A 21,223-nucleotide genomic window follows, 5' to 3' on the forward strand; every position below is an offset into this window, starting at 1 on the left:
TCAGATCACCTTTTTGCGCAGGTAAGCTGAAATGGCTTCGCCAATAATGACCAGACCAATGATTGCAAGAAGGATCGTGGCAACCGTTTGCCATGCAAAGGTATCAATCGCGCCCTGAAGGATGATGCCGATACCGCCAGCACCGACCAGCCCCAGAACCGTACTTTCACGCAGGTTGATGTCCCAGCGCAGGATGGATACGGCAAAGAAGGTCGGCATGACTTGCGGAATGACGCCATAGACCAGAATCTTGAAACGCGATGCGCCAACAGATTCCAGTGCCTCGATCGGGGCTCGGTCGATTTCCTCGATTGCTTCGCCCAGCAATTTGCCAAGGAAGCCCAAGGACCGGAAAACAATTGCCAGAATACCGGCCAGAACACCCGGTCCGAACACGGCAACAAACAGCAGCGCCCAGATAATGGTGTTGACCGAACGCGACGACACCAGAATGAACCGGCCAAGCCACAGGGTTGCGCGGTTCGGCGTGGTGTTTTGTGCCGCGATCAGGGCAATCGGCAGTGACATGAACACTGCAAAGAAGGTCGCAATCGTTGCGATATTGACGGTTTCCAGAAGCGTCCAGGCGATATCCTGCCAGCCTTCAAGCGATGGCGGGAACATGCGGGCAAACAGATCGCCCATCTGTTCCGGGGCATCCCAAAGCCACGGCCAGATGATGTTGATCGTGGACAAGGACCAGACAACAGCGAGTGCGACCAGTGCGGTCAGGCCATAGCGCCGCCAGCGTTCCTTGGTGGTATAGCGGGACCATTCGCGGTTGGCGATTGCTTCCGGTCCGGTAGGTTGGGTGGTGGCTACCATAGGTTCCTCCTGATCCGGCCGCTGATGGCCTCGCTGACAAGGATTACACCGATGATGCAAAGGGTAATCGCCAGCGCAAAGTCATAGTCATAACGCCCAAAGGCATTAAGAAGGGTCGATCCGATACCGCCTGCACCAACGATGCCCACAATGGCAGAGGCGCGCAGGTTGCTATCAAGCTGATAGATGGAAAGACCGATCTGACGGGGCATGATTTGCGGGATCACGGCATACAGAAGGGTGACAAATGTCGCCCCGCCGGCAGCGCGGATCGCCTCGACCTGACCCCAGTCGATTTCCTCGATCCGTTCGGCCAGCATTTTGGCAACGAAACCGATGGAATAGACCGTCAGCGTCAGAATGCCCGCGAGCGGGCCAAAGCCGACAGCTTTGACAAACAGGATCGCGACAATGACCGGATGGAAGGAACGGGCAACAATGATGACACCACGCCCGATGGTATAAAGCCATTTTGGCGCGATGTTCGATGCCGATGCAAAGGCAATCGGAACGCTTAACGCCAGACCAAGCAGGGTGGAAACGATGGCGATCTTGATGCTTTCCATGAAGCCGTCAAACAACAACTCGCCGCGGATGAAGCTGGGCGGGAAGGCGCCCTTGAAGATACGGATCGCACGCGGGACACCATCCTGAATGCGCTCCCAGTCGAATGGCAGGGATGTTAATGCCCACCATACATAGGCCGCAACCGCCACCAGAATCCCCCAGCGCAACACAGGGTTTGCGATGAAGGGGGGCTTCTTCCAGGTGCGGCCCGTTGGTTGAACGGTGCTGCTCATCGTGCCGCGACCTCGCGCAGGTGGTTGCTGCTTTCGGCGCCGCCGCGTTCCTCGGCCGGGACACCGGCATAAATTTCATCCATCGCGTCATTGTTCAGGTCGACCGGCTCGCCGTCGAAAATGATGCGGCCAAAGCGCATGCCAACGATCCGCTGGGTGTATTCCTTGGCTTCGTTGACGTTATGAATGTTGATCAGAACCGGCAGGTGCAGCTCGGATGCGAGCGCGCGCAGCAGATCCATGATCTGACGTGATGTTTTCGGATCAAGCGATGCGGTTGGTTCATCTGCCAGCAGGATTTCAGGTTCCTGCATCAGGGCGCGGACCACACCAACACGCTGGCGTTCACCACCGGAAAGTTCATCAGCACGTTTGTCGGCATAATGGGCGATACCGACGCGTTCCATCAAATGAAAGGCGCGATCAATGTCTTCCTGCGGGTATTTGCGCGTCACAGCGCGCCATGCCGGAAGATAGCCCAGACGACCGGACTGGACGTTTTCCATCACCGTCAAACGGTCAATCAGGTTAAAGCCCTGAAACACCATACCAATGCGGCGACGTGCCAAACGCAGCGCCTTGCCTTCAAGCTTGGTCAATTCAGTGCCATTAAGTTCGATAGAGCCCGAAGACGGTTCCACAAGGCGGTTGATGCAGCGCAGCAGGGTACTTTTACCCGCGCCTGACGCACCAATGATGGAAACAACACTTTCGCCCGGGACTTCAAGGTTCAGGTTCTTCAACACTGCCTTTTCGTCGCCATAGCGTTTTACAAGTTCTTTGATACGCAGCATTGCGTTACCCCGAATAAAATGGGTGGCACAGGGCCTGCAAAAGCAGGCCCTGCATCGTTCGGTTCGATTGAATGGTCGGGAATTACTTCAGGTTGTCCGGGGTGTATTTCACACCGTTGGCAGCCTGAATTTCGCGAATAACCGCCCAGTCATCCTTGTAGGTGATCGGCAGGAACTTCGAGACACCCTTGAACTCTTCACCAAGGGCGGTGCCCTTCATGTCGAAGGTAAAGAAGGCTTCCTTGATCTTTTCGACCAGTTCCGGCTTCAGGTTGTGGGCATAGTTGAACGAAGTGGTCGGGAAAGGCTTGCTTTCGTAGATGATTTTGACTTCGTTCGGATCATAAAGATCGCGCTGGGCCATACGTTCGACAACTTCAGACGCGACCGGGGCTGCGTCATAGTCACCGGCAACAACGCCCAGGATCGACTGATCGTGGGAGCCGGAATAGACAACTTCGTAATCCTGTTCCGGAACGATGCCCTGACCCGGAAGCAGTGCACGCGGTGCAAGGTTGCCCGAGTTCGAGGTCGGCGAGGTATGGGCAACGCGTTTGCCTTTGAGGTCCTCAACCGTGTCGATGCCGCTGTCGGTGCGGGTGTAAAGCTGAAGCGTGTAACCAAAGCGGCCATCATCCGCACCCATCAGCGCGAACGGAACTGCACCGGCAAGGTTAACAGCAAACGGGGTCGGGCCGGTCGAGAAGCCCGCAACGTGCAGACGGCCTGAGCGCATGGCTTCGACTTCTGCCGAGTTCGACTGAACAGCAAAGAAGTGAACGTCTTTGCCGGTAACGTCTTCAAGATGCTGCAGGAACGGGTCCCAGATGTCGGCATAAACAGCCGGGTCTTCGACCGGGGTATATGCAAAGACAAGGGTGTCCGGGTCAACGAGCTGATCCGCTGCCGGGGCATCGGCAACAAGGTCGCCGTCCATGTCGCAATACATCGGATCAAGATCGCCGCGCGCGATGCAGTCATCTGCGGCGGCCGCCGGGGTGGAAGCCATGCCGACCATGCCGATTGCGGCAAGGAGGGTGCTAAGCTTTAAACTTTCGGTTTTTTTCGGAATTGAAAACACTGTTTTCGGACCTTTCTTCCCTGTGAATAACGGCTTTCCGCCGTTTTGAGTGTGGTTTTGTTGTTTTTATTGTTGCTTTAACCAACAGTATGAATTTGAAAAAGTTGGAAAATCAACACAAAACTGTAACAAAACGTATCGATCAGGGTTGCTAAGATGGCCCTCGTCGGCACAAAACCGGCCTTAATTGAGGGGGATGTGGCTTTGCGTTTAGGAAAAAAAGAACGCCAACAACGAATTCTGCAAGAGTTACAGGTTCACCCTCATGTGAGAGTTGCCACACTGGCAGAACGATTCGACGTTGCGACCGAAACCATCCGTCGCGACCTTGATGCACTGAGCAGTGATGGCTTGATCAATCGCGAGTTTGGCGGCGCTTCGGCGCGGCCGATGGGCCATCAGCCCGATCTTGCACAACGCCAGCTATCAGCCGTCGCCGGGTTTGAGCGGATCGGCATGCTGGCGGCGGATATGGTGCGGTCCGGCGATGTTGCGATGATTGATGCCGGATCAACGGTGGCCCAGATTGCACCGTTTCTGGCAGCGCGGACAACGAAGCTGCCGCGCACATTTCTGACCAATTGCTATGCGGTGGTGCATGGCATGGCCGAGCTTGCCGACCATGAAGATGTTTTGATGTGCCCGGGGCAGTTCAATCGCCGGGAGAACGCGGTCTATGGCAATGATACCATTGAATATTTGCGTCGCTTTCATGCCAATATCGCCTTTATCGGGGCATCGGGTATTTCCCGGCAGGGCTTTAGCGATGTCAATCGCCGGGCGGTTGCCGTCAAACGCGCGATGATGGAGCGATCAGACGAAACCTGGTTGATGGTTGACCATACGAAGTTCGATCAACGCTATCTGGAAAATGTCGCCCCGCTTGAGGAACTAACCGGCATTATCACCGACCGCCAGCCCGAACCGGAATTTGCATCACAGCTTGAACGCGCCGGCATACGACTGTTGGCATGGCGGGAAGACACCCACTAGGGCGCTTGCCCGGATATGGCCCCATGAAAATAAGATTTGTTCGCAATGGGATTTGCGTTCACCCTGATTTCAAACCATATTCCCGGTTGCTGCACATGAATGTGCAGTACGCCGGGTTCCCGCCCCGGTCAGTTTGTTTCTGACACGGAGGATTTTGATCGTGACCAATCCAGTGACCACCCGTACCGAACAGGACACCATGGGCGAAATTGATGTGCCCGCCGACCGGTATTGGGGGGCGCAAACCCAGCGATCCAGACAGAACTTCCGCATTGGCGGGGAACGGATGCCTGATGCCCTGATCAAGGCGTTCGGGGTTCAGAAACTGGCGGCGGCACGCGCCAACGCCGCGCTTGGCAATCTTGATCCGGAACTGTCCAAGGCGATTGAGGTAGCGGCATCAGAAGTGGCCGAGGGCAAGCTTCTGGATCACTTCCCGCTGGTTGTCTGGCAGACCGGATCGGGTACCCAGACCAACATGAACACCAATGAAGTGATTGCCAACCGGGCCTGCGAGATCCTTGGCAAACCGATGGGCAAGCGCGAACCGGTCCATCCCAACGATCACGTAAATCGCGGCCAGTCATCCAATGACAGCTTCCCGGCGGCGATGCATATCGCTGCTGTTGTCGAGATCGAGGAGAAGCTCAAACCCGCCCTTGGTCATCTGCGCAAGACCCTTGAAGCCAAGGTCGAGGCATTTGGTGATATCGTCAAAATTGGCCGCACACATATGCAGGATGCCGTGCCCCTGACCCTTGGGCAGGAGTTTTCCGGTTATGCTGCGCAAATTACACTTGGACTGGACCGCATCGAGGATGCCCTTAAACGTCTGAGTAAACTGGCACAGGGCGGTACGGCACTTGGCACCGGGTTAAATGCGCCGGACGGCTTTGATGTCGAGTTTGCCAAACAGGTTTCCGCGATTACCGGGCTTGAGTTTCAAACAGCCGAAAACAAGTTCGAAGCACTGGCGGCCCATGATGCCTGCGTTGAAATGTCGGGTGTTATGAATGTGCTGGCGACGTCCCTAATGAAGATCGGTAACGATATTCGCCTGCTTGGCTCCGGGCCGCGTTGTGGTCTGGGTGAACTTGTCCTGCCCGCCAACGAGCCGGGGTCATCGATCATGCCGGGCAAGGTCAACCCGACCCAGGCAGAGGCATTGACCATGGTTTGCGCACAGGTGATGGGCAATCATGTTGCGGTGACGGTGGGTGGATCAAACGGGCATCTGGACCTTAATGTGTTCAAACCGGTGATCATTTATAACCTGCTGCAATCGGTGCGCCTGATTGCCGATGCGTCAGTCAGCTTTGCCGATAACTGCATTGCCGGGCTTGAGGCCGATCAGGAAAAGATCGACCAGTATGTCGAACAAAGCCTGATGCTGGTGACGGCATTGGCACCGCATATTGGCTATGACAATGCAGCGGCCGTGGCCAAAAAGGCGCACAAGGAACGCAGCAGCCTTAAGGAAGCCTGCACGGCATTGGGGTTCCTTGATGCGGATCGTTTTGACGAACTGGTGCAGGCGCGCGATATGATCTGATCGTTTGATGTTTCTTGCGCAAGGGGCCGGGTACGTAAAATGTATCCGGCCCTTTTGCGTTAGTGCCCGTAGGCCGCGTTTAGCATGGCTGGCACAATGCGGTTGTGAAACGGCATCACAGCGGCAAGATAGGCCCGGCCCAAGGCATTATTGCGCCGAACAAGTGTGATACTGCGCACCAGCGTGCGATGGGCGTCAATTGCCTCTGTCTCAAACACAATGCGGAAATTTAGATGGTGGTCATCAAGACCAAGTATGACCGACTGGTCGGTTTCGCTGGTGATCGGGAAGGGACCGATGGTACCAGCCCCGGTGTCGGCCAGATCAGCGTCAGTCTTAAGGCCAAAGGGCTTTACCAGAAGGTTCCGAAGCGCCAGCAGGCGATGATACCATCGGGGTGCCGAATTGATCACCTGCCGCGCGGCTTGTTTCGCCGATAAGGCGGGTTGGTCGACAGTAATGACAAATGAGTCCCCCCAATCGGCATCGGGCAGTCCCGGATGAGGTAGTTTGACAGCAGATCCGGTGGCACGCTTTGACATTCTTTTGGGTTCCGCATTGTGGAATTCACGCGGACATTAGTGCGAAATTGGTCGAATGCAATGATCAATATCATTGCGGGTGCTGTTTGAATCATGCATATCCAGTCCATGTTCACGCGCAAACGCCATAATCGCCGGGTAGGCGGCCTGTCGCAGCGCCGTGTCGTTCAGACATGGCTGATGGCGTTGGTTGTTTTGTTTGCTGGAGTGACCCAATCCGGTCTTGTCCCGGCACTCCTAAGCGGGCAGGCAAGTGGCATATCCACCGCATCGGCAACCGAAATCGCACCGGGTGGTGATTATCTTCTGATTTGTACGCCTGCGGGCATCGAACTGGTTTCGGTTGATGCGCTTGTCGGTGTTGTAACCTCCGATGCATCCGGTCAATCCGACGAAATGCCCGCCCATGCGTTTTGCCCGCTTTGTGCAAATCATCACGGGGCAATGGCGGCCATTGAACTGCCCGATGTGGCACCGGTTTCCGTTACCCATCATGTGAGCTACGCCGAGGCGACTGTGTTGGCTGCGGGAAACGATGTTCCGCGCATTCGGCATTCCCGGGCGCCGCCCATTTCCATCTGATTTCAAAGACCAATCAAGACACGATTATTGAAATCGCAGACCTGCAGATGCAGGCTGCCCGAAGGATGGACTATCATGAAAAAGCTTTTTGCAATTGTTGCGACTGTTGCGTCGCTGTTTATCGTCACCAACGCCTTTGCAGCTGATATCGAAGTCAAGGACGCGTGGGCCAAGGCATCCAAGGGTATGGTGCGCAATGGCGCGGCCTTCTTTGATGTTGTGAATAGCGGTGCCGCTGATCGCCTTGTTGGTGTACGCAGTGATCTTGCCGACCGTACTGAACTTCACAGCCACATCATGGAAAACAATGTCATGAAGATGCGCCAAGTGCAGGGTGGTGTTGAAGTGCCGATGCATGGTTCGGTGCATTTCAAACCGGGCAGCTATCACGTCATGTTCATCGGCCTGAATGAGGCGCTTGAAGAAGGCCAGAAGGTCGACATTACACTGGAATTTGAAAAGGCTGGTGACGTGCCGGTGACCATTGATGTGCTTAATACCATGTCCATGGGGCCGAAAGGCAAGGCTGGCACGGGGCATGGCCATGGCAGCATGAAAATGAACAGCAACTAAGACTTGCTGTTTTGGGATATCCAAAGGGGGATGGTTTGCGCCGTCCCCCTTTTTTCGTCATGATGGGTAAAACAATCCGGTCGGTTACAGGGAGCCCATCATGTCAGACGACATCACCATCGACGATTTGATCGCCAAGCTTGACCTGCAACCACACCCGGAGGGGGGCTATTATGCGGAAACATTTCGCGCGTTTGAAACCTGTAACCCCGGCAACCGGTATCTTGGCGTGCGCAGCACGGGGACCGCGATCTATTATCTTCTGACCCCTGATACCTTTTCGGGGATGCATATCCTGACCAGTGACGAGATTTTCCATCACTATATCGGCGATGCGGTCGAACAGCTCCAACTGTTCGAAGACGGCACCCACAAGCATGTCGAGATCGGCAAGGATCTGATGGCCGGGCAAAAACCGCAAATGGTGGTGGCGAAAAATGTCTGGCAGGGCGCGCGCCTCAAACCTGGTGGCAAGTTTGCGCTTCTGGGCTGTACCGTTGCGCCGGGCTTTGATTTTGCCGATTTCTCCATGGGTAAACGTGCGGCATTGACGGCAAAGTGGCCGGCAGCATCCGAGATGATTACGGCATTGACGCGTGATTGATTTTCGGGCGATATCGTTGTGACACCAACCGAGAGTTGGCATTGCCAATTCTTGTGCCACCACGAAATACAGGATTAGCCCCATGCAGTTCGATACCTGGCTTCTGTTTGCCGGGGCGGCAATCGCATTGGCGATGGCGCCCGGCCCCAATAACCTTCTCGCGATCTTTAATGGTGCGCGTTATGGCGTGTCGTCTGCGGCAGTGGGCGGTATTGGCCGTATCGTGGCGTTTATCCTGATGATTTCAGTCACGGCTGCCGGGCTTGGTGTTGTCCTCGCCGCCAGCGAAACGGCCTTTTTCGTGATCAAATGGGGCGGGGCGGTGTATCTGGTCTGGCTTGGCATCAAAAGCTGGTTTGCCAAAGTCAATGAGGATGGGGATAGCACCGGTCAGATGGCCCTTATGGAAAATCCGGGCCCATTCAAGCTTGCCAAGACCGAATTCCTGACCGCGATTGGCAATCCCAAGGCGATCCTGATCTTTACAGCCTTCTTCCCGCAATTCCTTGATCCGGCGGTGGCATATGGGCCGCAATTCACCGTCATGGGCGTGACATTCATTGCCATGGAAACTAGCGTTTTGCTGGCCTATGGATTGTTGGGCGGGCAGGTCAAGGGACTTATCAAGTCAGCCCGCCATATGCGTGTGCTTAACCGTGTTTCGGGCACGCTTCTGGTCGGGGCAGGTGTTTTGCTTGCACTCACCGACCGGTCACGTACGACGGCCTAATTCAGGCAAGATATCCTCAGAAATGCGCAGGGGCGCAGCTTTGTTAAAAGCGCGCCCCCTTGCTCCCTTGTCTACCTGGATAGCTGTTAGGCTTTCCGGGCGATCGCCTGTTGTCAGGCGATTTCTTCGACCCGATGGCACGCCACTTCGCGGCCCTCGAAATTGCGCAGTTCCGGGCGAACTTTCGCGCATTCCTCGGTCGCGAACGGGCAGCGTTTATGGAACGCACAGCCCGATGGCGGGTTGATCGGTGATGGCAGCTCGCCGGTCAGCGGTTCTGTCTTCACACGTTGTGTCGGATCGATCTTTGGTGCCGACGCCAGAAGCGCCCGTGTATAGGGGTGCAGCGGCTTGGCGAAGATCTCTTCGGTTGGTCCTTTTTCAGCGACGCGACCGAGATACATCACCATGACGTCATCTGCAATATGTCTGACGACAGAAAGATCATGCGAGATGAAAACATAAGCAACATTCATCTCTTCTTGCAGGTCCATCATCAGGTTCAGAACCTGTGCCTGCACCGACACATCAAGGGCTGAAACCGGCTCGTCCGCGACGATGACTTTCGGTTCAAGGATCAGGGCCCGGGCAATCGCGATACGCTGACGCTGACCACCGGAAAACATATGCGGATAACGCTGATAGAATTCCGGACGCAGGCCAACCTTTGCCATGGTGGCGCGCACGCGTTCTTCACGCTCCTTGCGGCCAAGACTATCCATGTTCAAAAGAACCGGCTCTGCCAGGATCTGCCCGACCTTCTTGCGCGGGTTCAGTGACCCATAAGGGTTCTGGAAGATCATCTGAACCGTGCGGCGGAACTGCTTTGCTTCCTTGTCGGTCAGATCGCCAACTTCGGTGCCATTGAGTTTAAGCGCGCCCGAGGTCGGCTTTTCAATCAGGGTCAGCTGACGGCCAAGGGTCGATTTACCACAACCTGACTCGCCAACAACCGCAAGGGTCTTTTGCGTTTCAAGCGCAAAGGAAACGCCATCAAGCGCCTTGACGGTCGCACCGGGTTTGCCAATGCCACGGTTAACATCGTAGTGACGGACAAGATCATCGGATTCCAGAAGCGGAACACCGGGTTTGGCATCCAGAAAACTCATTACACAGTCTCCCCGGTGGCCATGCCGGTTGGCTGGCCCTGATCATTAAGCGGATAGAAGCAGCGCACATCACGGCCGTTGAAGTCGGAAACTTCCGGGCGCGCTTTCACGCAGTTTTCATTGGCATAACGGCAACGCGGTGCCAGCAGGCAGCCTGCCGGGCGGTCATACTGACCGGGAACCACGCCGGGGATGGTCCGAAGACGGTCATGGCCTTCGGAACGTTCCGGCAGTGCTTCGAGCAATGCCTGCGTGTAAGGATGGCGAGGTGCGGCAAAGATGCTGTCGGCCGGGCCACTTTCAAACAGCTGACCGGCATACATGACCTGAATGCGATTGGCTGCCTCGGACACCAGTGCCAGATCATGGGTGATCAGCAAAAGACCCATGTCGCTGTCTTCCTGCAATTTCAAAAGCAGGTCGATGATCTGGGCCTGAATGGTCACATCAAGGGCCGTGGTCGGTTCATCGGCAATCAGAAGGCGCGGGTTGCACGCAATCGCCATGGCAATGACGATACGCTGGCTCATGCCACCAGAAAGCTGGTGCGGATAGGCGGTCATGCGAGACTTTGGATCGGGAATGCCCACCTGATTAAGTAGATCAAGCGTGCGTTCGCGGCGCTGCTTTTTGTTGCCGCCCTCATGGACCTTAAGGGCCTCCATGATCTGGGCTTCGACGGTGAAGCACGGATTGAGGGCCGACATCGGATCCTGAAAGATCATGGCAATGTCTTTGCCGGTGATCTGACGGCGACGTTTTGCGGGCATGGTCAGAAGATCCTGACCATCAAAGGTCAGGGCATCTGCGGTCACGCGACCGGGAAAATCGATCAGGCCCATGACGGCAAGTGATGAGACCGACTTGCCTGAGCCTGATTCACCGACGATGCCAAGGACTTCGCCGCGATCAACGGAATAGCTTACGGAATCAACAGCACGAAACGGCTTGTCTTCGGAGCCGAACTCGACTGTCAGGTTTTTTACTTCGAGAAGAGCCATGACTTACCGTTTCATCTTGGGATCAAGGGCATCGCGCAGGCCGTCACCCATCAGGTTGAAGGCAAGCACGGTGACAAGGATGCAAAGGCCGGGGAAGGTGATTACCCACCAAGCGGAGCCCACAAATTCACGGGCTTCGGACAGCATGGTGCCCCATTCCGGCAGCGGCGGCTGCGCACCAAGACCAAGGAAGCCAAGGGCGGCAGCATCAAGGATCGCACTTGAAATACCAAGCGTGCCCTGAACGATCAGCGGTGCCATGCAGTTCGGCAGGATATTGACGAACATCTGGCGGACATGACCGGCACCGGCAATCTGCGATGCGATGACATATTCCTTGTTGAGCTCGGATACGACAGACGCACGGGTCAGGCGCACATAATGCGGCAACTGCACGATCGCGATGGCCAGCATGGCGTTCTCAAGGCCCGGGCCGAGAATGGCAACAATCGCCAGTGCCATGATCAGGCTGGGCAGCGACAGCATGATATCCATCAGACGCATGACTGCGACTTCGATCCAGCCGCGGAAGTAACCCGCAACCATTCCAAGCACGATGCCGGCAATCATCGACAGGATGACAACTGCCACACCAATCGAAACCGACAACTGCGCGCCATGGATCAGGCGCGACAGGATGTCACGTCCAACCGCATCGGTGCCAAGGATGTAACGCGGATCAGCACCTTCCATCCAGATCGGCGGTTTGAGGAACGCGGTACGGTCTTGGGCGATTGGGTCGAATGGCGCGATCCAGTGTGCCGTCAAAGCAAGGAACAGAATGAAGCCAATAACGATCAGGCCCGTGAAAGCACCACGGTTGGTTTTAAAATATGCCCAGGTCTCACGCAGCGGGCTTGGCGGTGCGCCAACGGGTTCAACAACTTCTTGGGCAACGTTAGATGCCGGGGCTGCGGACGGGGTTGTGTTCTCGGTCATGTTTCGCAGCTCCCGTTAACGCTTGTGCCGGATACGGGGATTAACAACCCCGTAAAGAAGATCAACGATCAGGTTCATTGTCATCACAACGAAGGCAATCATCAGAATTCCACCCTGAATGGTTGGGTAGTCTCGACGGTTCATTGCCTCGATGATCCATTTGCCAATACCCGGCCAGGAGAAAATCGTTTCGGTCAGGATCGCGCCGCCCAAAAGAACACCGACCTGAAGGCCAATGACCGTAATCACAGGGATCAGCGCATTGCGCAAGGCGTGAACCATGATGACGCGGAAAGGTGCCAAACCCTTGGCCCGGGCAACACGGATATATTCCTCGCCCAGGACTTCAAGCATGGAGGAACGCGTCATACGTGCGATCACCGCCATCGGGATTGTGCCCAAGGCAATGGTCGGCAGTATCAGGTGACTGACTGCGCTGGAAAAAGCGCCTTTCTCGCCGCTCAGAAGGCTGTCGATCAGCATGAAACCGGTGACCGGTTCAAAGAAGTACATGACTGACAGGCGCCCGGAAACCGGCGTCCAGCCCAAGGTGGTCGAAAAGAACATGATCAAAAGCAGGGCCCACCAGAAAATCGGCATCGAATAGCCCGTAAGGGAAATCGACATCGTCAGGTGGTCAATCCATTTGCCACGGTTGATCGCGGCAAGGACGCCGAGCGGCACACCAATGAACACCGCAAACAGGATGCCCATCAGGGCCAGTTCGACTGTTGCGGGGAACAGGGTCAGGAATTCGTCGATAACAGGCTTTTTGGTGACAAAGGACTTGCCAAGATCGCCCTGGAATACGCCCACCAAATAATCGAAATACTGGACAATAATCGGCTGGTCAAAGCCGTATTGTGCCTGAAGTTCTGCGTATCGTTCCGCATCAACGCCACGTTCACCGGCCAACATCAAAATTGGATCGCCGGGAATAAGGCGGATCAGGAAAAATACCAGAAGGGTGACACCGAAGAAGGTCGGGATGATGTCCCCCAAACGGCGAAACAGGAATCCTAGCATGCCATCGGGCCTTTTTATCTCCGGGCGGTTTGTCCGTCCGGATGTCTCTCTCTTTTACGAAATTGCAAAGAGGCCCGGAAATCCGGGCCTCTCTGACTAAATTTTGGTGCGCTTACTCAGCGAGATCCACACCATAGAAGATGTGACCACCGAACGGATCGATTTTGTAGTCAACAACTTCGTTGCGGACCGGCTCGAAAACGATCGAGTGTGCGATGGTTGCCCACGGTGCTTCACGTTTGAAGACAACCTGAGCTTCTTCGTACAGACGGGTACGCTCGAGAACGTCCGAAGTGGTTTTTGCCTGCTGAATCAGGTTGTCGAACTCTTCGTTGCACCACTGTGCACGGTTCGAACCACCAACTGCGTCACAACCCAGAAGGACTGCGAGGAAGTTGTCGGGGTCGCCGTTATCACCGGTCCAACCGAGCATGAAGGTACCCTGTTCACCTTTTTTGGTGCGCTCAAGGTATTCGCCCCACTCGTAGGAAACGATTTCGGCATTCACACCAATTGCAGCCCAGTCAGCCTGAACGAGTTCGGCCATACGGCGTGCGTTCGGGTTGTAAGGACGCTGAACCGGCATGGCCCAGATATCGGTGGTGAAGCCGTCCGGATAACCAGCTTCTGCCAGCATGGCTTTGGCTGCTTCCGGATCATACGGATCATCAACGGTGTCGTTGTTATAAGACCAGATGGTCGGCGGGATCGGGTTTTTCGCCGCAGAACCGGCACCCTGATAAACACCTTCGATGATGGCGTCTTTGTTGATCGCCATGTTCAGTGCTTTACGAACCTTCGGATCGGTGAACGGTTCTTTTGCGGTGTTGTAACCGAGGTAACCAACGTTCAGACCTTCCTGGCTCAGCAGGTTGATGTCAGCGTCTGCATCCATTGCTTCCAGATCAGCCGGGTTCGGGTACGGCATGACATGGCATTCGCCAGCCTGAAGCTTCTGGTAACGAACAGTGCTGTCCGGGGTGATGGCGAAGATCAGGTTATCGATGGCTGCCGGGCCTTCCCAGTATTCCGGGAATGCCTTGTAACGGATAACCGCATCTTTCTGATAGGTAACCAGCTGGAACGGACCGGTGCCGACCGGGTTCAGGTCAACGGCTTCCGGGGTGCCTGCTTCCATCATGACGTCTGCGTATTCAGCCGACAGAACCGATGCGAAGTCCATAGCCATGTTGGCAATGAACGGAGCTTCCGGACGATTGAGGACGAATTTCACGGTGTAGTCGTCAACCTTGACGATGTCCTTGATCAGGTCCGGCATCGACATGGCGTTGAAGTACTCGTAAGAGCCGCCGGAAACACCATGATACGGGTGTTCCTTGTCGAACTGACGCATGAAGGTGAAGATTACGTCGTCAGCGTTGAATTCACGGGTCGGGGTGAATTCATCGGTGCTGTGGAACTTGACGCCTTTACGAAGGTTAAAGGTGTATTCCAGACCATCGGCCGAAACATCCCAGCTGGTCGCAAGACCCGGAACGATGGTGGTGGTGCCGCGCTTGAACTGTACCAGGCGGTTAAAGACCTGACGCGAAGACGCATCAAAGGTCGTGCCTGAGGTGTAGAGCGACGGGTTGAACCCTTCCGGGCTACCTTCCGAGCAATATACCAGGGTTTTTGCCGAAGCGGCGGTCGGAGCAGCAAGTGCGGTGGCTGCTAGCAGGCCTGCACCAAGTGCCACTTTGACGAAATTCGCTTTCATTAAATGCCTCCCTCAAGGCTGGTCCGAACAAATTAATGCTGTCTGCGTGACATTGATCCGGTCACGTTTGACAATGCTTCTTGCAACGGACGAGGTTTACCCGATCCAACAGATGTGAATGTTGGCAATCGACGATGGAAAGTAATCAGGGTTTCTACGTATCGTCAACGGTTCCTGCGGGATTTTACGTAGTCCGAGGTCAGGCTTGAATGATGAATTTAAGTCAAGTGTTTGTTATTTTTATGAAATTCACTGTTCAAATTTGTCGGGGCAGCAGTGCATTTTTTTCAAGGCTCGGCGGGTGAAATCTGTAAATCACGTGTTTGAAATGTGCTTTTAAACGATTCATATCTTATTGAATCATAATGATTCGTTTGATTTCACCCGGCGCTTTAGCGTGGATTTCTACTCTAAGGTGGTCTTGAGTTCGGTGATTTGCACGATATCCGTGTTCCAGGCCGCAACAAATCGATAAACATCCGCGCCAAGTGATGGCCAGCCATGGAACATCAGGCCAGCATTGCGCAGCTTGTCGGCCAATTCCGGGGACATTTTGACAAACAGCTCGTTGCCCTCTGCCGGATGGGCAAGTTCCCCACCTTGTGATTTAAGTACCTCGGCAAGGGTTTGTGCCGCTTCATTTGCGTGGCGGGCATTCTTGAGCCAGACATCGTCCGTGATATAGGCCAGAAGCTGTGTCGCCAGATAGCGATGCTTGGAATGCAAGTGACCACTGCGCTTGCGGGCCTGCTCGACCCGAGACTTCAGGCTGCTATCAAACAGCACAATTGCGTCGACGGCCATCGCACCGTTCTTGGTCGCGCCAAAGCTGATGGCATCGACCCCGGCCTTCCAGGTCACATCGGCCGGATGACACTTCAGATGGGCCATCGCATTGGCAAAGCGCGCGCCATCCATGAACAGGCGCAGGTCATGTTTGCGGCAGACCTCGCCAATCGCCTTGACCTCGTCAATGCTGTATACCGCACCAAGTTCGGTGGCCTGCGTAATTGCCACGCATTCCGGTGATACCGAATGCACGCCGCGATCAACCCGGTCTGCGATAAAGGCATCAAGGTCGCTTGCATCCAGCTTGGCGGCCGGGCCATCCATCGGCAAAAGTTTTGCGCCGCCCGTGAAAAAGGCAACGCCAGTGCTTTCATCTTCATTTATGTGGGCTTCGTGATGGCAAACCACGCCACCATATGGCGACACAAGTGCAGACAGGCTAATGCAATTTGCCGCAGTGCCTGTTGCCACCGGGATCACGGCAACCTCTTTGCCAAACAGTTCTGAGAAAGCCGCGTCAAGTTTCTGGCTGATCTCATCGCCCCCATAGGCCGGGGCATTGGCAGAAGCCTCTTTTGTCAGGGCTTCGAGAACTTCCGGGCAAAAGGGCGATACGTTGTCCGAGGCAAAATTCATCTTGTATCTCGTGCTTGTGGGTGGCGTCAGGGGTGGTGGTATCACACGCAACGGGGCGATATGACAAGCGCGTGCTATTGATCAATGGTTTCCGGCAGGGCCTTGATCATCTCGATCGGGCTGTTCCATGCACAGACAAAACGATAGGCATCCGGACCAAGCGACGGCCACGGGCGGAAGACAATACCCGCCGCGCGGAGCTTCTCGGCCAGGACATTGGTCATGTGGATAAACAACTCGTTGCCCTGGGGAACAAAGGCGGGCTTTGCCCCCATGGTCGAAAGGGATTTGGCGAGTGCCTGTGCGGCCGCGTTGGCATGGCGGGCATTGCGAAGCCACAGGTCATCTTCAAGATAAGCCAGAAGCTGTGCAGCAAGATAGCGGTGCTTGGAAAACAGATGACCACCACGCTTGCGGTTCTGTTCTGTTTTACGCCGAAGTTCCGGATCAAACAGTATGATCGCATCAACAGCCAATGCACCGTTTTTGGTTGCTCCGAAACTCAAGACGTCAACACCGGCTTTCCAGGTTATCTCGGACGGATGGCAATCAAGGGCTGCAGCCGCATTGGCAAAGCGCGCCCCATCCATGAAAAGCCGCATATCGTGTTTTTGGCAAACCGACCCAATCGCCTGAATTTCGTCGACGCTGTATATGGTTCCGAACTCGGTGCTTTGCGTGATCGCAACACATTCAGGGTCCACGGAATGCATGCCGTTCGAAACATGTTTGTTCAAATAGGCATCAAGCGCGTCGGCTTCTATCTTTGCCGATGGCCCATCCATGCCAAGTAGTTTCGCCCCGCCGCCATAAAACGCAACGCCTGTTGATTCCGTTACATTAATATGGGCGTGGTGATGACAAACCACGCCACCAAACGGGGACACCAGCCCCGAAAGCCCGATCACATTTGCTGCGGTTCCGGTTGCGACCGGCACAACACAAACATCTATGCCAAACAGTGTTGAAAACGCTTCGTCAAGCTGGCGGCTTTTGTCATCAGCCCCGTAGGGCAGGGCATCGGCATCGCTTTCAGCGGCAATGGCGGCAAGGATTTCCGGACAGATTGGTGTGATGTTGTCAGACGAAAAGTTCATTGGGGCCTCAATGGGATCGGGCAAAAGCGCTTTGTCACTTGGTGGTTGACCAAGATTGTTTGGATTTTGCCGTCTTGGCAAGTCGGCTATTTGCTGGTGGCGATAAATACACCATCCCAATCGGTCGGTGGTGGCGTTGTGCAGAACAGTGCAATCCGTTCAGCATAGAGATCATAAAGACCATCAAGTGATGCAAGCTCATGCGCGGTGTCGCGGCACTGTGCGATCAGTCCCTCGGCATCTTCCCAGCGCTGACTTCGATAGGCTTCAATCATTGCAGCGTGCAAATCCGCAAAGGTTCTGAATTGCGCGGTTGACGCCATGCCGGCGTCGCCAAGAAGGGCATAAATATGGACGGCTTCGCTTTTGCCTTTGACTGCGATCAGGTCGAGTTCGATGATCGCAAAGTCGTCGCCAACCCGTTTGGCGACATCCTCGCCCAAGACAACATCGACACCGTAATTCTTTGACTGTCCTTCAAGGCGGGATGCAAGGTTAACCGCATCACCCAGCACGGAATAGTCAAAGCGCTGATCGGACCCCATATTGCCGACAAGGCACTCGCCGCAATTGATCCCGATGCCGACATTAAGTGGCAGGAAGGTTTCATTGGCTTGGGCCGCTTCCTGTTCCCGGTTGGTGTTGAGCTCCTTAAGTGCGCTTCGCATCGCAAGGGAGCTGTCACACGCATTATGGGTGTGGTTTTCTACATCCAGTGGTGCGTTCCAAAAGGCCATGATGCAGTCACCCATATATTTATCAATCGTGCCTTCACGATTAAGGATGCATCCGGTCAGCGGGGTCAGAAGCCGGTTGATCAGGCGGGTCAGGCCCTGCGGGTTTGATTTGAAGCCCTCCGAGATTGCTGTAAATCCCCGGACATCACAGAACATCAACGTCATGTCACGGGTTTCCCCGCCCAATTTCAGACGTTCGGGATGTTCGGCCAGTTGTGCCACCAGTGCCGGTGACAGATAGTTGGCAAAGGCAGCCCGCACCTGACGGCGTTCGCCCTCTGTGCGCATGAAACCAAGCGAACTGGTGGCAAGATACACAGCTGCCAACCCGACAATCGGATAAAGCGGATCAATCAGAACAAGTTCCTGTGTATAGGCCCACCAGGAAATACCAACCGCGCTTCCGCCTATTGCAAGGCCAATGACGGCGGGCCAAACAGCGCCCAGGCGCGGAACGCCTACAATAAAGAACATCCCGACAATCAGAAGAACGAGCATTTCGACCTCTGCCAACCAATAAGGGCGGGTCAGGAAGTGTTCAAGCAGCATCTGTTCAAGCATTTCAGCGTGGATTTCGACGCCCGGGATGACCCGGTCAAGTGGGGTGGAGCGCAGATCAAGCAACCCTGCAGCACTTGTTCCCAGCAAAACCATCTTGTTCTGCAGGGTCTCTGGCCCAACTGCGCCGTCAAGAATATCAGTCGCTGACAGATATCGGTCTTTCTGATGTCCGGTAAAATGCACCCACATATACCCGGCGTGATCCGTCGGGATGGTCAGTGCACCGACCCTTACAGATGCGATGCCTTCGGAGTTGGTCCAGCGCGTGCTGCCGCTTGCGCCGGACATGCGCACCAGCATGGTCTTCGGGGCGTTCTGCAATACGCGCAGCATCTCAAGGCTGAGTGTCGGATAGACCGGCTTGCCAATCCCGGGCTGATCATGATCGATCGCTGCCATCAATGGTACGCGCCGTACAATCCCGTCTTGCCCCGGCGACACGTTGACCAATGCGTTGCCGGTCGCTGCCGCTTCGATGATTTCAAGGTTCCTTGCGGCAGTTGGCAAGACCGGAACAAAGTCCGAAAGTTTGCGGCCTGCTTCACCAGCGGCACTGAAATTCCCGACCTGACGGGGCAGGGTGTCAAGATCACCATTGCGAAGCTGAACAGCAGTAACGACGTTGCCGGTGCCCTTGATGAATTGGGCAAACAGTTGATCGTGATCGGGCAAAGTCTTTGCCATTTCCGCGATGCGATCACGTTCGGGACTTTGCGGCCAGTCATCGATCACCCGTGATGGCGATGTGCGATCTGGCTCGGCAAAAACCATATCAAAGCCGACAACACTCGCCCCGCTGGCGCGCAGGCGATACAGCAATTCCGAAAGCTTGGTGCGCGGCCAAGGCCATTGGCCTTCTTCTTGTAAGCTGCGCTCATCGATATCAACAATACGGACCCCGGCATCTTCGTAGGTGCGTGGTGCAATTTGTTGGTAAAAGTCGAAAACAGTTAAACGCAGCTGATCAATTACCGGCACATTTTGCCAGCGGATAAAGATGCAGGTGATCAGTATGATCAAAGGAATCAGATAGTGCTGAAAACGCAGCACGCTGTTTTTAGTCATGAGCATTTTTCAATAACTGCCCAGACAAAGTTAATTGAGCGTTGCTGAACCAGATGCACCAGCACTTACTGCCGTCGTTGTTAGTTTAAAATCAACGTTTGAGGCATCAGTGAAAGTTGCCGTGGCATTGCATCCTCCGTTGGTGCAGTTCGTGTCAGGAGTAAAGTCACTGCCAGAGAACTTAACTTCGCCGCTCAAACCAGAAAAATCGACAGTGTTTGTTTTCATTTCCCCTTGAGCGACAGAAGTGAGTGACGCGCTGCCGTCTTCAACGTTTTGGAATGTCACAGATAACTGTCTGGTCGCAAAATTTACCGAGGTGATAAAATTGTAGGACAAACTACCGCTGTTAACTGCGACTGTGCCTGTTGTCGTAGTGCCACTGCTTACCTCACGAAGGCCGTCATAGGTAAATGCGTCCGACGAATTTGATGACGTGCTTTGCGTATTGTTGTTCAGGATCACCGTGGTTTCAGTGACGTTTGTGGCGCTGTTGACCGTTCCCATTTGTGCCATGGCAACGTTGATCGCCTGTGCGCCCGCTGCGCCGGTTTGAGTCTGGGCCTGTCCGCTTTGCTGTTGGCTTAAAACTGTTTGCTGGCTACCAGACGATCCCGATGATGAACCGTTGCTGCTTCCCGCAGCGGAACCATCGCCATCGCGTGATGCCGTGCGTATGACATTCGTTGAAAAGTCAAACGTTGCCGCACTTGTCGGGAACCGTGTGGGCGTGGTGACGTTGCTGTCTGAGACAAAGACACCAAAGTTCTCGCCGGTTACGTTTTGCGAACCACCACTCTGATCAAAGGCGGCAAAGGCGCCCGGGCGCGATGTTGTGTCATTGCGCGACAGGCCGGGTCCCTGATTGACCGCCATGAAGACCAACTGGTTTGCGGTATTTGCATCCGTGGTGTCAAAACTGCCCGGTACGATCTGGTTTGCCTGATCTGCGGTCATGGAGCGGATCAGTCCAATGGTGCCGCGAATACCGATTGAGCCAACCGGCAGGTTCACATCCATGCTAGATGGATTGTTAAGCGGAATTTTGCCGGTGACAAAGCGCATGACGCCCTTGGCCATATCGGCAACGATGCGCCCGTCGCCAGTAGCCGGGTCGTAGACGAACTCGTCAATCGCGACGTCGCTGTTAGGGCCAATGGTAAAGACCGTTTCATCAAGCAACAACACCTGCATGCCCGCGTTGGCCGAGGTGATGATCCGATCCCCCAGATAAACCGGCATGCCACTTTCAACCAGAATACCGACTTCGCCGGTGACTTTGGAAAGTGTGATTTCACCAGTAACAGCGGCTGACACGCCGGCCATTTCGGCTTCAAGCTCTGCCTTTGCAGGTGTGGGTGCACTTAACATGGTTGCGGTAACCAGCGGCGCACAGAGAAGCGTTGCGATGGCAAGTCGACGGATCGCAGTGGTTGGCGTCAGGGGCGAAATTTTGGCCTTTTGCAT

Annotated in this window: 20 protein-coding genes; 6 read left to right on the forward strand and 14 right to left on the reverse strand. The window is 55.0% G+C overall.

Annotated features, from left to right (window positions below):
- The 4 genes from phnE (AUQ43_RS01740) to phnD all read right to left on the reverse strand — a co-directional run bounded on the left by phnE (AUQ43_RS01740) (position 1) and on the right by phnD (position 3,428).
- Positions 1-825, reverse strand: coding sequence for a phosphonate ABC transporter, permease protein PhnE (phnE, locus tag AUQ43_RS01740; RefSeq protein ID WP_062953914.1), 825 nt, complete (start codon positions 823-825; stop codon positions 1-3).
- Positions 819-1,625, reverse strand: a complete 807-nt coding sequence (gene phnE, locus AUQ43_RS01745) for a phosphonate ABC transporter, permease protein PhnE (RefSeq protein WP_062953915.1) — start codon at positions 1,623-1,625, stop codon at positions 819-821. The genes phnE (AUQ43_RS01740) and phnE (AUQ43_RS01745) overlap by 7 nt, the downstream gene beginning before the upstream one ends.
- Positions 1,622-2,419: a phosphonate ABC transporter ATP-binding protein gene (phnC, locus tag AUQ43_RS01750; protein ID WP_062953916.1), complete on the reverse strand. Its 798-nt coding sequence runs from the start codon at positions 2,417-2,419 to the stop codon at positions 1,622-1,624. Before phnC ends, phnE (AUQ43_RS01745) begins: the two co-directional genes overlap by 4 nt.
- 82 nt (positions 2,420-2,501) lie before the next feature.
- Positions 2,502-3,428, reverse strand: a complete 927-nt coding sequence (phnD, locus tag AUQ43_RS01755) for a phosphate/phosphite/phosphonate ABC transporter substrate-binding protein (RefSeq protein ID WP_232310554.1) — start codon at positions 3,426-3,428, stop codon at positions 2,502-2,504.
- Positions 3,429-3,656: 228 nt separating this feature from the next.
- Here phnD and AUQ43_RS01760 point away from each other — a divergent pair, with 228 nt between their 5' ends.
- Together AUQ43_RS01760 and fumC are read left to right on the forward strand one after the other, a co-directional pair.
- Complete coding sequence (locus AUQ43_RS01760) at positions 3,657-4,493, forward strand: DeoR/GlpR family DNA-binding transcription regulator (RefSeq protein WP_255356085.1); 837 nt, start codon at positions 3,657-3,659, stop codon at positions 4,491-4,493.
- A gap of 160 nt (positions 4,494-4,653) precedes the next feature.
- Positions 4,654-6,045 carry a class II fumarate hydratase gene (fumC, locus tag AUQ43_RS01765; protein WP_255356086.1) on the forward strand — a complete coding sequence of 464 codons (1,392 nt, stop codon included), beginning with the start codon at positions 4,654-4,656 and terminating at the stop codon, positions 6,043-6,045.
- Between the two features lie 59 nt (positions 6,046-6,104).
- Here fumC and AUQ43_RS01770 read toward each other — a convergent pair whose 3' ends face one another.
- Complete coding sequence (locus AUQ43_RS01770; protein WP_062953918.1) at positions 6,105-6,587, reverse strand: DUF2867 domain-containing protein; 483 nt, start codon at positions 6,585-6,587, stop codon at positions 6,105-6,107.
- 93 nt (positions 6,588-6,680) lie between these two features.
- On the opposite strand from AUQ43_RS01770, the gene AUQ43_RS01775 reads away from it, so the two are divergent.
- From AUQ43_RS01775 to AUQ43_RS01790, 4 genes are all read left to right on the forward strand, one after another.
- Positions 6,681-7,169 (forward strand): hypothetical protein, encoded by a 489-nt coding sequence (locus AUQ43_RS01775; protein ID WP_062953919.1) that lies wholly within the window; start codon positions 6,681-6,683, stop codon positions 7,167-7,169.
- Between the two features lie 75 nt (positions 7,170-7,244).
- Complete coding sequence (locus AUQ43_RS01780; RefSeq protein ID WP_062953920.1) at positions 7,245-7,742, forward strand: copper chaperone PCu(A)C; 498 nt, start codon at positions 7,245-7,247, stop codon at positions 7,740-7,742.
- 100 nt (positions 7,743-7,842) lie between these two features.
- A complete protein-coding gene (locus AUQ43_RS01785; RefSeq protein WP_062953921.1) occupies positions 7,843-8,346 on the forward strand; it encodes a cupin domain-containing protein in 504 nt (167 codons plus the stop codon).
- Between the two features lie 82 nt (positions 8,347-8,428).
- On the forward strand, positions 8,429-9,076 hold the full coding sequence (locus tag AUQ43_RS01790) for a LysE family translocator (protein WP_062953922.1): 648 nt from the start codon (positions 8,429-8,431) through the stop codon (positions 9,074-9,076).
- 113 nt (positions 9,077-9,189) lie between these two features.
- Here the strand turns inward: AUQ43_RS01790 and AUQ43_RS01795 are convergent, their stop codons facing one another.
- From AUQ43_RS01795 to AUQ43_RS01835, 9 genes are all read right to left on the reverse strand, one after another.
- Positions 9,190-10,185 (reverse strand): peptide ABC transporter ATP-binding protein, encoded by a 996-nt coding sequence (locus tag AUQ43_RS01795; RefSeq protein ID WP_062953923.1) that lies wholly within the window; start codon positions 10,183-10,185, stop codon positions 9,190-9,192.
- Positions 10,185-11,186, reverse strand: coding sequence for a dipeptide ABC transporter ATP-binding protein (gene dppD / locus AUQ43_RS01800; RefSeq protein ID WP_062953924.1), 1,002 nt, complete (start codon positions 11,184-11,186; stop codon positions 10,185-10,187). The genes AUQ43_RS01795 and dppD overlap by 1 nt, the downstream gene beginning before the upstream one ends.
- A 3-nt stretch (positions 11,187-11,189) precedes the next feature.
- Complete coding sequence (locus AUQ43_RS01805; RefSeq protein ID WP_062953925.1) at positions 11,190-12,125, reverse strand: ABC transporter permease subunit; 936 nt, start codon at positions 12,123-12,125, stop codon at positions 11,190-11,192.
- 15 nt (positions 12,126-12,140) lie between these two features.
- Positions 12,141-13,151 carry an ABC transporter permease subunit gene (locus AUQ43_RS01810; protein WP_062953926.1) on the reverse strand — a complete coding sequence of 337 codons (1,011 nt, stop codon included), beginning with the start codon at positions 13,149-13,151 and terminating at the stop codon, positions 12,141-12,143.
- A gap of 112 nt (positions 13,152-13,263) precedes the next feature.
- Complete coding sequence (locus AUQ43_RS01815) at positions 13,264-14,871, reverse strand: ABC transporter substrate-binding protein (RefSeq protein WP_062953927.1); 1,608 nt, start codon at positions 14,869-14,871, stop codon at positions 13,264-13,266.
- 405 nt (positions 14,872-15,276) lie between these two features.
- The gene (locus AUQ43_RS01820; protein ID WP_062953928.1) at positions 15,277-16,296 is read right to left on the reverse strand and encodes a low specificity L-threonine aldolase; all 1,020 of its coding nucleotides are present in this window, start codon (positions 16,294-16,296) and stop codon (positions 15,277-15,279) included.
- 74 nt (positions 16,297-16,370) lie between these two features.
- Positions 16,371-17,393, reverse strand: coding sequence for a low specificity L-threonine aldolase (locus AUQ43_RS01825; RefSeq protein WP_062953929.1), 1,023 nt, complete (start codon positions 17,391-17,393; stop codon positions 16,371-16,373).
- Positions 17,394-17,479: 86 nt separating this feature from the next.
- Positions 17,480-19,756 (reverse strand): CHASE2 domain-containing protein, encoded by a 2,277-nt coding sequence (locus AUQ43_RS01830; protein ID WP_062953957.1) that lies wholly within the window; start codon positions 19,754-19,756, stop codon positions 17,480-17,482.
- A gap of 30 nt (positions 19,757-19,786) precedes the next feature.
- Positions 19,787-21,223 carry a FecR domain-containing protein gene (locus AUQ43_RS01835; RefSeq protein ID WP_062953930.1) on the reverse strand — a complete coding sequence of 479 codons (1,437 nt, stop codon included), beginning with the start codon at positions 21,221-21,223 and terminating at the stop codon, positions 19,787-19,789.

Source organism: Thalassospira sp. MCCC 1A01148 (assembly GCF_001613795.1).
Taxonomy (GTDB): domain Bacteria; phylum Pseudomonadota; class Alphaproteobacteria; order Rhodospirillales; family Thalassospiraceae; genus Thalassospira.